This window comes from Neorhizobium sp. LjRoot104 (assembly GCF_964253725.1).
Lineage (GTDB): Bacteria > Pseudomonadota > Alphaproteobacteria > Rhizobiales > Rhizobiaceae > Neorhizobium.
On sequence record NZ_CAXURS020000001.1, the window covers coordinates 4,215,782 to 4,226,771 of the forward strand.

Genomic DNA, 10,990 nt, shown 5'->3' on the forward strand with positions numbered 1-10,990 from the left:
CATGTCGAAAGCCCGCTCCGCCCCCGTCCGTGCCGCCTTCATCCACCTGGCGCTGATCGCCTATACGCTGGTGGCGCTGTTTCCGGTTTTCCTGACGCTGGTCAACTCGTTCAAGAGCCGCAGCGCGATCTTCAGCCAGCCGATGGCCCTGCCGACCCCCTCGACCTTCAGCCTGATCGGGTACCAGACCGTAGTGAGCCAGGGCAATTTCGTCGGTTATTTCCAGAACAGCCTGATCGTGACAGTCGCTTCGATCGCGCTCGTCCTGCTGTTCGGCGCCATGGCCGCCTTCGCGCTCTCCGAATACCGTTTCCGCGGCAATACGCTGATGGGCCTTTATCTCGCGCTCGGCATCATGATCCCGATCCGATTGGGCACCGTGGCGATCCTGCAGGGCATGGTCGCCGCCGGCCTCGTCAACACGCTGACGTCGCTGATCCTGGTCTATACCGCCCAAGGCCTGCCGCTGGCGATCTTCATCCTCTCGGAATTCATGCGCACCGTCTCCGACGACCTGAAGAGCGCCGGCCGCATCGACGGGCTGTCGGAATATGCGATCTTCTTCCGCCTCGTCCTGCCGCTGGTGCGCCCCGCCATGGCGACGGTCGCGGTCTTCACCATGATCCCGATCTGGAACGACCTCTGGTTCCCGCTGATCCTCGCCCCGGGCGAGGGGACCAAGACCGTGACCCTGGGCGCCCAGATGTTCATCGGCCAGTTCGTCACCAACTGGAACGCGGTGCTCTCGGCCCTGTCGCTGGCGATCCTGCCGGTCATGGTTCTCTACGTCATCTTCTCGCGGCAACTGATCCGCGGCATCACATCCGGAGCCGTCAAGTGACATCGTCCACCCGCCCCATCCGCGTCCTCGTCGCCGGCCTCGGCAACATGGGCAGGAGCCATGCGCTCGCCTATCACGACAACCCGGGTTTCGAGATCGCCGGCCTCGTCAACCGCTCGTTGCGCGACCTGCCGGCCGGGCTCGAAGCCTACCCGCTCTTCACCGATTTCGAGCAGGCGCTGAACGAGACGAAGCCGGACCTCTGCTCGATCAACACCTATTCCGATACCCATGCTGACTATGCGGTGATGGCCTTCGAGGCCGGCTGCGACGTCTTCGTTGAAAAGCCGCTGGCGACCACGGTCGCCGATGCCGAGCGCGTCGTCGCGGCGGCGAAGAAACACGGCCGCAAGCTGGTGATCGGTTACATCCTCCGCCACCACCCGTCCTGGATGCGGCTGATCGAGGAGGCCCGCAAGCTCGGCCCGCCCTACGTTTTCCGCATGAACCTCAACCAGCAGTCCTCCGGCGCCAAATGGGATGTGCACAAGGCGCTGATGCAGACCACCTCGCCGATCGTCGATTGCGGCGTGCACTACGTCGATGTCTGGTGCCAGATCACCGATGCGAAAGCCGTAGAAGTCCGCGGCATGGGCCTCAGGATGACCGACGAAGTGGCGCCGGACATGTACAACTACGGCCATATGCAGGTCCTGTTCGAGGACGGCTCGGTCGGCTGGTACGAGGCCGGCTGGGGGCCGATGATGTCGGAAATGGCCTTCTTCGTGAAGGACGTGATGTCGCCCAAAGGCTCGGTCTCGATCCTGGTGGACGCCAAGGCGAAATCCGACGATATCGACACGCATACCAAGACCTCGGTCATCCGCGTCCATTCCGCCGAGACCGGCCCGGACGGCCGGTTCGTGCGGCGCGACGAGGATCTCGCCATGACCGGCGAGCCGGATCACCAGAAGCTCTGCGATCTCGAACAGGCCTATGTGCTGAAGGCGATCCGCGAGAATATCGATCTCACCCGGCACATGGACGACGCCGTCCAGTCGCTGCGCATCTGCCTCGCGGCGGACGAAAGCGTGCGCACCGGCGCGCCCGTCCGCCTCTGACAGCCCGGTTTGTAAGGAAAACGCCCTTGGGTTCGCTTCAACTGAAATCCATCCGCAAGGCCTTCGGCAACAATGAAGTGCTGAAAGGCATCGACCTGGAGGTCAAGGACGGCGAGTTCGTGATCTTCGTCGGCCCGTCCGGCTGCGGCAAGTCCACGCTGCTGCGCGTCATCGCCGGCCTTGAGGACGCAACGTCCGGCTCGATCCGCATCGACGGCCAGGAAATGGCGACGACCCCGCCCGCCAAGCGCGGCATCGCCATGGTCTTCCAGTCCTACGCGCTTTATCCGCACCTGACGGTCAAGGACAATATGGGTCTTGGCCTGAAGCAGGCGGGCACCGAAAAGGCGGAAATCGATACCCGTGTGACGAAGGCCTCGAGCATGCTGTCGCTCGATCCCTATCTCGCCCGCCGCCCGGCCGAGCTTTCCGGCGGCCAGCGCCAGCGCGTCGCGATCGGTCGCGCCATCGTGCGCGAGCCGAAACTCTTCCTTTTCGACGAACCGCTGTCGAACCTCGACGCGGCCCTGCGCGTCCAGACCCGCCTGGAGATCGCCGGCCTGCACCGGCGGCTGAAGGCGACGATGATCTACGTCACCCACGACCAGGTCGAGGCGATGACGCTTGCCGACAAGATCGTCGTGCTGAATGCCGGCGCGATCGAGCAGATCGGCTCGCCGATGGAACTTTATAACAAGCCGGCAAACGTCTTCGTCGCCGGTTTCATCGGCTCGCCGCAGATGAATTTCATCCCGGCCGAAAAGCTCGGCCAGTCGGGCGCCAAGACGATCGGCGTCCGCCCCGAACATATTGCCCTGTCGCGCGAAAGCGGCGACTGGAAGGGCAAGGTCATCCATGTCGAACATCTCGGCGCCGACACGATCGTCTATCTGGAAACCGAGGCGACCGGCCTTCTGACCGTGCGCCTGTTCGGCGAACACGCCTATGCGCCCGATGACGTGGTGTTCGCGACGCCGGACAGGGCGAGCCTGCACCGCTTCGAGGCCAACGACCGCGCCATCGTCTGAGGGCTTTTCATTCGCATTCCAGGGAAACCGCTGCGCTTCCCCTGGAATAGCTTTAATCGTTGCTCGCCAGCAGCTTCGCGCCGCCGGCCGCCTGCACGGCCCGGCTGCCGAAACGAATGCCCGCCTTCAGGCAGGCCTCTTCGGACGCCCCGTCCAGCCAGGCATCGATGAAGCCGGCATTGCAGGCGTCGCCGGCGCCGGTCGTATCGATCACCGGCACGGTTTCCGCCGGCGCATGCAGCATCCGGCCGTTCGACATCAGCCAGGCGCCTTCAGCACCACCCTTCAAGAGGACGAGCGGAAAGGCGAGCGATAGTTTGCGGATCGCAACTTCCGGATCGGCCGAGCCGGTGATCGCTTCCGCTTCTTCGAGATTGGGCAGGAACAGATCGACGCCTTCGCAGGCCTGCAGCAGGCCGCGGTCATAGATCAAAGTCGCATCCCAGCTCGGATCGAGCGACACGGTTAGCCCCTTTTCCTTGGCGCGGGAAACGAGATCCGGGATTTCGTGCAGTGTCGCATATTCGGCGATGTGCAGGTGGCGCGCTTCGTCCCAGTCGAGAGCCGCGTCGAGCGTCGCAGGCAGGGCAGGCCCGGCGCGGCGGGTGAGGAAGGCGCGGTCCTGGCCGACCACGGCCGCGACCGTCACCTGCGGGCCGGCATCCTGCGCATGTTCGATGAAACGCAGGTCGACGCCGCTCTCCCGGATCTGCTCCTCGACGCCCGCCGACAGAGAATCCATGCCGAGCCGGGCGGCCAGCGCCACCTTGCGGCCGGCATGCGCAAGATGGGCAGCCGCGATGAAGCCGCCGCCGCCGGCCGCGATCTCCATGCCGCTGGCATAGATCTCGCGCCCGAGCACCGGCAGGTGGTCGAGACCCGTGAAGATCAGGTCGCAATAGATCCGTCCGATGCTGAGCACCGCGGATCTGGTCTCTGCATGCGTCATCATGAACGGCCCAGAAATCTCTCTGTGCTGGCATCGAAGAGGTAGAGGTCGCCGGGGGCGGCTTCGCAGGTAAGCGTACTTCCGACCGCCGGCACGAATTTTTCGCGCACGGTCGCGATGATTGGGGTGTCGGCCACATCCAGGTGCACCAGCGTTTCCGGTCCCAGGGGTTCCACGGCGGAGACCGTTCCGGTCACCGTGAAACCGCCGCTGCCGGAGACCGTCGCGTGCGCGATCAGGTCATGCGGGCGCACGCCGATCAGGATATCGCCGGCCGGCGCCATTTCGACGCCCGAAACCGTCCGACGGCCGCGCACGAGGTTCATCGACGGGCTGCCGATGAAGCGGGCGGTGAACACATCGACCGGGGCATCGTAAAGTTCCGAAGGCGTGCCGACCTGCAGGATTACGCCATCCTTCATCACCACGATCCGGTCGGCCATGGTCATGGCCTCGATCTGGTCGTGGGTGACATACACGGTGGTGGTCTTCAGCCGCTGGTGCAGCCGCTTGATCTCGATGCGCATCTGGGCGCGAAGCTGGGCGTCGAGGTTGGACAGCGGCTCGTCGAACAGGAAGGCGGAGGGGTCGCGCACCATGGCCCGGCCGATCGCGACGCGCTGGCGCTGGCCGCCGGAAAGGGCGGCGGGCCGGCGGTCGAGCAGCGCTTCGAGGCCGAGGATCTTGCCGGCCGCCTCGATCCGCTTGTCCTTCTCGGCCTTGTCGAGCTTCGACGTGTAAAGGCCGAAACCGATATTCTGGCGCACCGTCATATGCGGATAGATCGCATAGTTCTGGAACACCATGGCGATGTTGCGCTGCTTCGGCTCGCGTTCGTTGACCACTTCCGAGCCGATCTTCAGCGTCCCGCCGGAGATTTCCTCAAGTCCCGCAATCATCCTGAGCGTCGTCGACTTGCCGCAGCCGGACGGGCCGACGAAGACGACGAATTCGCCGTCGGCAATCTGGAGGTCGATACCCTTGACCGCCTCGACCTTGCCGTAGCGCTTCACCAATTTTGTCAGTTCGATCGTCGCCATCAGCGGGCTCCCGTCAGGGCGGTGAATTTCTGGTTCAGTTCGGCGGCGGCCTTCGCCTTGTGATCGGCAGCCTTTTTCGCTTCGGCGTCGAAGGCTGCGAGCTTGTCGCGATAGGCTGATATGGCAGCCTGCATCGGCTCAGGTGCCGGGCCACCGAACCGGGCGCGCACGGAAACGAAATGTTCGGGCGAGACGATTTGCCTGAACTTCTGGAGATCGACGGACGGCTTGCGGCCGGCCGAATGTTCGAAGGCCTTGAGGAAGGGCTCGTAGCCGTCATTGGGCAGGTCGCCCTTTGAAGCGACGACGCTCTTGGCCGTCGCTGCGGCGATCTCATGCGCCTCGCGGAACGAAAGCCCTTCGATGCGCACCAGCGAGTCGGCGAGCTCAGTAATGGTGATGCAGGACCGGCGGATATTCTGGTCCACCCGTTCCGGATCGATGCTGATCTGGCTGATCAGCGCGGCGAGCAGGTCGAGCACGCGGGAGGCGGAGGCGAAGGCCTCGTAGCCCATGCCCTGCGTTTCGCCCTCGCTGTCGTTCATGTCGGTAAACGGCGTGTTGTGCATCACGTCGAGCACGGTGCGGGCCCGGCCCATCGTCTGGCTGGCGAGGTGGCGCAGATGCTCGATCGGCACCGGATTGCGCTTCTGCGGCATGATCGAGGAGATCTGCACCAGCGCGTTCGGCACGTAGATCTGGCCGACCTCGAAGCTCGTCCAGAACTGAAAATCCTGGATCAAGCGGCCGAGATGCAGGAACATCAGCTCGATCGCCGAATAGGTCGAGGTCGTATAATCGACGGCGGCAATGCAGGAATAGGAATTCCTGAGCGGCGCCGAAAAGCCGAGCAGTTCGGCAACACGGGCGCGGTCGATCGGGAAGCCGGACGTGGTGATCGCGGCAGCGCCCATCGGCGACAGGTCGACGATTTTCCGGGCTTCCGCGAAACGCTCGATATCGCGGACCAGCACTTCGATCGCGGCTGCGAGATAGTGTCCGAACGTCGTCGGTTGGGCCGGCTGGCCATGCGTATAGGCAACGATCAGCGTCGCCTTCTCGCGCTCGGCGGCATCGATCATCGCGGAGAGCAGCTTACGGGCCTTGCCCATCAGCGCGTCGATCTTGTCCTTGAGGCCGAGCTTGAACAGCGTGTGGTCGATGTCGTTGCGCGACCGGGCGGTATGCAGGCGCCCGGCGATATCGACGCCGATACGGGCCTTCAGCTCCTTCTCGATCAGGAAGAAGAAGTCCTCCACCTCGCCGGTATAGACGAGTTTCGACGGGTCGATTTCCGTGTCGATCGCTACAAGCGAGTTGGCAATCTTGGCCGCCAGCTCTTTGTCGAGGATGCCCGTTTCGACCAGCATCACGAGATGCGCCCGGTCGATCCGGCGAAAACCGTCCACATGATGGCTCTTGGCGCCGTCGAAGAGCGGCCTGAGCACGGTTTCCTTGTAGACCGGATCGGGGAACTTGCTGGTGTCGGAAAGGCGCGGGTTGATGTCCGCCATGGTTTTATCCTTTCAGGCCTGCCAGCATCACACCGCGGACGATGTAGCGCTGCAGGACGAGGAAGACGAGAAGCGTGGGAAGGGTGGCGATCGCCGCCCCTGTCATGATCATTTCCCACTGGATGGACTGCTCGACCGCGAAGCTCGAAAGCCCGACCGGCAGCGTATAGAGTTCCTTGCTGGTGGTGACGATCAGCGGCCAGAAGAACGCCGTCCAGTTGCCGAGGAAGGTGAAGATCGCGAGCGCCGAAAGCGCCGGCGTCACCAGCGGCAGGGCCACTTTCCACCAGATCTGGAATTCGTTGAGCCCGTCGACGCGCGCAGCCTCGATAAAATCGTTCGGCACGGTCTCGAAGAACTGCTTCATCAGGAAGGTGCCGAAGGCGGTCATCATGCCGGGGAACATGATGCCCCAGTAGCTGTCCAGCCAGCCAAGCTGGCTCGACATCAGGTACCACGGGATCACCAGCATCTCGGTCGGGATCATCAGCGTCGAGAGGATCGCGAGGAAGATGAAATAGCGGCCGCGGAACTCGAATTTGGCAAGCGTATAGCCGACAAGGCTGTCGAAGAAGCAGTTCGAAACGGTGACGACGACCGCGATCAGCGTCGAATTGAAGAACCAGCGCAGGAACCGCCCGTCGGCGAGCACCGAAATATAGTTCGCAAGCGTCGGCGCTGCGGGAATGAGGCGCAGGTCGTAGATCTGGTCGGCCGTCTTCAGCGAGGTCGAGAACATGAAGGCAAGCGGCGAGACCATGATCAGGCCACCGATGAACAGCACCGTCCAGGTGACGATCAGGCCGGGCCGGACCTTGCCATGGCTGAGGCGAGTGGCTTCGCTCATTTTTTTTCCCTCAGGATCCAGAGCTGCAGCAGCGAAACGATCAGCAGGATGGTGAACAGCACCACGGTCTGCGCTGCGGCATAACCCATCGCATAGGAGTTGAAGGCGGTCTGGTAGATCATCAGAACCAGCGGCTTGGTCGATCCGAGCGGTCCGCCGGGATCGTTGGTGGTCATGTTGTAGACCTGGTCGAAAATGCGCAGGAAACCGATCGACGAGAACACCACGAGAAAGACGGTAGTCGGTTTCAGGAGCGGCAGGGTGATCTTGCGCAGGATCGCCCATTCGCCAAGTCCGTCGATCCGTGCCGCCTCGTAGAACGTGCCCGGAATGGCGCGCAGGCCGGCCATGAAGATGATGATCTGGAAGCCGAGGCCCGCCCAGATCGCCGTCACCATGATCGAGAACAGCGCCTGGTCGGTGGAGCGGATGAACGGCTGCTGCGGAATGCCGAGCATGCCGAACACATCGTTGATGATGCCGATCGGCGGCGGCTGGTAGAACCAGCGCCAGACCCAGGCCATGGCCGCGGCCGTGGTCAGGAACGGCAGGAAATACAGCGCCCGGATGAAACTGTGCATGAAGCGGACGCGATCGAGGAAGAAGGCGATCGTGAAGGCGAGAACGAGGCTGATCGGCGTGCCGACGATCAGGTAGGTGAACGTGTTCTTGAACACCTTCCAGAACTGCGGGTCCTTGAAGAGCTTGATGTAGTTGGCGAACCCGATCAGTTTCGCCGGCCGCAGCAGGTCCCAGTTGGTGAACGACAGGTAGAAGGCCTGGAACGTCGGATAGAAGCGGATGATCGCGTAGAAGAGGATCGGCAGGGCAAGGAAACTCCAGACCCAGACGAGGCGCCGCGTCCGCATGGAAAAGCGGTCGCCAAAGGATGTCTCTGGGGATCCGCCGGGGCGGCCGGACGCCGCCCCCTGCTGTTCAATCGCTGCCATGACCGGCTCCGTGTCTTACGGCTTGGCCGCGTCGATGATTTCCTGCTCGGCTGCAGCCGCCTGTTTGATCGAGTCCTCGACGGACTGGCCCTGCAGCAGCACGCGGTTTGCCATGTCGATGGCGTTCTGGCGCTGGGCCTGCTCATCCATGAACAGCGTGGTGTGAGCGTATTCCAGGCCCTTCAGGAACGGTGCGTAGATCGGGTCCTTGAGGTTGGTCTCGGTCAGCGCTGCGGAGCGGAGCGCCGGCAGCTCGCCGACGGTCTTCAGCCAGATGTCCATGGCGGCAGGCGAGGTGATATAGGCCAGGAACTTCTTGGAGGCTTCGAGCTCCTCGCCCTTCGCCTTGGCGCTGATGCCGTTGGCGAAATAGCTGGCATAGTTGGACCGCACGCCCTGCGCATTGGCCGGCAGTTCGGTCACGCCCCATTCGAAGTCCTTGATGCTCTTGAAGGCGCCGAGGCGGAAGGTGCCGTCGATGGTCATGCCGGCTTTGCCGCCGCGGAAGGCAGCCTGGCCTTCGTCCATGAAGCCGGCCGCGCCGATCTTCTTCTCGAGCTGCAGGCTGGTGTAGAATTTCAGCGCCTTGATGCCGGCTTCGCTGTTATAGGCAACCTTCTGGTCGTTGTCCGTATAGGGCACGCCGCCGAACTGGCGGATCAGCACCTCACGCCACCACTGGTGGTCCTGGCCGCCCATGTCGAGCGTCGAGCCCTCGACGAGGAGGTTGCCGGAAGCGTCGCGCTTGGCGATCTTCTGGGCGGCGGCGACGTATTCGTCGAGCGTCTTCGGCGGGTTGTTCGGGTCGAGGCCGGCTTCGGTGAAGAGCTTCTTGTTGTAGAACAGGGCGAGCGAGCGCACGGCGGTCGGCAGGCCGTAATAATCGTCACCGCGTTTCATCGCCTTGACGATCGGGAAGAAGTCGCTCTCGATCTTGGCATGCGGGAAGGCATCCTTCGGCAGCGGCGCGAGAAGGCCGCCGGCGACGAACTTGTCGAGCCAGCCGTAGAACAGCTGCATGACGTCGGGACCATTGCCGGCCATGTTGGCGGCGATCACGCGCGTCTGGTAATCGGCATAGGGGAAGGTGACCTGCTTGACCGTGATGCCCGGATTGGCCTTCTGGAATTCACCGATGAGCTGGTCCATCGCCTTCACGCGCGTGTCGAAGACATACTGCCAGTACTCGATTTCCACCGCCTGCGCGGCATTGAATGCGAACGTGCTGAAACCGGCGACGAGACCGGCGAACAAAGTTGCCTTGCGCATGTGAGCCTCCTTTTGCCCCGCCGGGTGCTCCGGTCTTGGGGTCTGATTGTTCCCTGCATTCGGACGCGACCTGCAGCCCGATGCGCTTATTGGTTTCGGGAGGCGATCCTCCCTTAGACGTGCTGCGGCACCCTCCGCCGCAGCCTTCCTTACGCTTTCCTGAGTGCCGCGGTTTGTCAATAAGATAATTTACTTGAATTATTCTATTGCGGGAAACGGTTCCCCGGCGTTATGAATTCCGCCAACCGAAGGTGGCGAAATGACCATACACACGATCGGCACACACCCGGTGGCCATCGGCAAGAACCCTGAACGGAGCCGCGAGCACAATCGCCGCGTCGTACTGGATGTGGTGCGCCGTCATGGCACGCTCGGCCGCGCCCATATTGCCAAGCTCACCCACCTGACGCCCCAGGCCGTCGCCAATATCGTCGATGAACTGGCGGGCGAGGGGCTGCTGATGGAAATGGGCCGGCTGAAATCCGGCCGCGGCCAGCCGCCCATCCAGTTCGCGGTCAACCCGCAAGGCGGCGCCACCATCGGCGTCGAAATCGCCGCCGACCACATGGTGACGGTGGCGCTCGATCTCTCCGGCGGCTTGAGGGCAAAGCGCATCACGCCGCTGAAAGATACCACGCCCGGGCATATCCTGTCGGCCTTCGCGGCGGAGCTGACAGCGGTCACGGAACTGGCCGGCACCAGGCTTCTCGGCACCGGCGTCGTCATGCCCGGCCCGTTCGAGATCGACGGCATGACCTCGGTCGGCCCGACGACGCTGCCGGGCTGGGCTGGCCTCGACGCCGCCCAGGCGCTCAGCGAAGCCTGCGGTCATGCGGTGATCGTCGAGAACGACGCGACGGCGGCCGCCGTCGGTGAGCGGCTGTTCGGCGCGGGCCTGGCGATCTCCAATTTCTGCATGATCTATTTCGGCGTCGGCATCGGCCTCGGCATCATCCAGGACGGCGCGCCTTATCGCGGCGCCTTCGGCAATGCCGGCGAGATCGGCCATGTCACCGTCGTGCCGAAGGGCAGGCCCTGCCCCTCCTGCGGCCAGCTCGGCTGCCTGGAAGGTTATGTTTCCGCCTATGTGCTGAAGGAAAAACTGAGCTGCGTCGGTATTTCCAACAGCGAGTTTTCCGATCTCGAAAAGCTCCATGCCGACCGTCATCCGGTCGTCGAGGAATGGATCGACGAGGCGGCGACCTATCTCGGCCCGATGGTCGCCATGCTCGAAAACATCCTCGATCCGCAGACCGTCATCCTCGGCGGAGCGCTGCCGGATGCGATCATCGAAGACATCGTCGCGCGCATGGGCAACCTGCCGACCTCGGTCGCCAGCCGCAGGCAGCGCGACCTGCCCCGCGTGCTGCGCGGCCAGACCGGGCAATTGACCGCGGCACTCGGCGCTGCCGCCCTTCCGCTTTTCGACATGGTGACGCCCAAGCTCGAAACCTCGCTTGCGGCGCTCGCCGATATTTCCGCCTGACATAT

The 10,990-nt window shown here is 63.4% G+C and carries 10 protein-coding genes; 4 read left to right on the plus strand and 6 right to left on the minus strand.

Translation table 11 applies throughout. The features are described 5' to 3' along the window. Position 1 precedes the first annotated feature (1 nt). Genes ACSQ8R_RS20590 through ACSQ8R_RS20600 form a run of 3 tightly spaced genes read left to right on the plus strand, consistent with a single transcriptional unit; the run spans position 2 to position 2,930 of the window. Positions 2-841: a carbohydrate ABC transporter permease gene (locus tag ACSQ8R_RS20590; protein ID WP_436255077.1), complete on the plus strand. Its 840-nt coding sequence runs from the start codon at positions 2-4 to the stop codon at positions 839-841. Then, positions 838-1,902: a Gfo/Idh/MocA family protein gene (locus ACSQ8R_RS20595; protein WP_436255078.1), complete on the plus strand. Its 1,065-nt coding sequence runs from the start codon at positions 838-840 to the stop codon at positions 1,900-1,902. The genes ACSQ8R_RS20590 and ACSQ8R_RS20595 overlap by 4 nt, the downstream gene beginning before the upstream one ends. A 26-nt stretch (positions 1,903-1,928) precedes the next feature. Continuing rightward, positions 1,929-2,930 carry an ABC transporter ATP-binding protein gene (locus ACSQ8R_RS20600; RefSeq protein WP_436255079.1) on the plus strand — a complete coding sequence of 334 codons (1,002 nt, stop codon included), beginning with the start codon at positions 1,929-1,931 and terminating at the stop codon, positions 2,928-2,930. A 52-nt stretch (positions 2,931-2,982) separates the two neighbouring features. Here the strand turns inward: ACSQ8R_RS20600 and ACSQ8R_RS20605 are convergent, their stop codons facing one another. The 6 genes from ACSQ8R_RS20605 to ACSQ8R_RS20630 are packed head-to-tail and all read right to left on the minus strand — an operon-like array spanning position 2,983 to position 9,499. After that, positions 2,983-3,882 carry a carbohydrate kinase family protein gene (locus ACSQ8R_RS20605; protein ID WP_436255080.1) on the minus strand — a complete coding sequence of 300 codons (900 nt, stop codon included), beginning with the start codon at positions 3,880-3,882 and terminating at the stop codon, positions 2,983-2,985. Next, positions 3,879-4,919 carry an ABC transporter ATP-binding protein gene (locus ACSQ8R_RS20610; RefSeq protein ID WP_436255081.1) on the minus strand — a complete coding sequence of 347 codons (1,041 nt, stop codon included), beginning with the start codon at positions 4,917-4,919 and terminating at the stop codon, positions 3,879-3,881. The genes ACSQ8R_RS20605 and ACSQ8R_RS20610 overlap by 4 nt, the downstream gene beginning before the upstream one ends. Continuing rightward, a complete protein-coding gene (argH, locus tag ACSQ8R_RS20615; RefSeq protein ID WP_436255082.1) occupies positions 4,919-6,433 on the minus strand; it encodes an argininosuccinate lyase in 1,515 nt (504 codons plus the stop codon). Before argH ends, ACSQ8R_RS20610 begins: the two co-directional genes overlap by 1 nt. Positions 6,434-6,437: 4 nt before the next feature. Beyond that, positions 6,438-7,280 (minus strand): carbohydrate ABC transporter permease, encoded by an 843-nt coding sequence (locus tag ACSQ8R_RS20620; RefSeq protein ID WP_436255083.1) that lies wholly within the window; start codon positions 7,278-7,280, stop codon positions 6,438-6,440. Beyond that, on the minus strand, positions 7,277-8,230 hold the full coding sequence (locus ACSQ8R_RS20625) for a carbohydrate ABC transporter permease (protein WP_436255084.1): 954 nt from the start codon (positions 8,228-8,230) through the stop codon (positions 7,277-7,279). The genes ACSQ8R_RS20620 and ACSQ8R_RS20625 overlap by 4 nt, the downstream gene beginning before the upstream one ends. Before the next feature lie 15 nt (positions 8,231-8,245). Beyond that, complete coding sequence (locus tag ACSQ8R_RS20630; RefSeq protein WP_436255085.1) at positions 8,246-9,499, minus strand: extracellular solute-binding protein; 1,254 nt, start codon at positions 9,497-9,499, stop codon at positions 8,246-8,248. Positions 9,500-9,758: 259 nt separating this feature from the next. On the opposite strand from ACSQ8R_RS20630, the gene ACSQ8R_RS20635 reads away from it, so the two are divergent. Next, positions 9,759-10,985: an ROK family protein gene (locus tag ACSQ8R_RS20635; protein ID WP_436255086.1), complete on the plus strand. Its 1,227-nt coding sequence runs from the start codon at positions 9,759-9,761 to the stop codon at positions 10,983-10,985. Positions 10,986-10,990 lie beyond the last annotated feature (5 nt).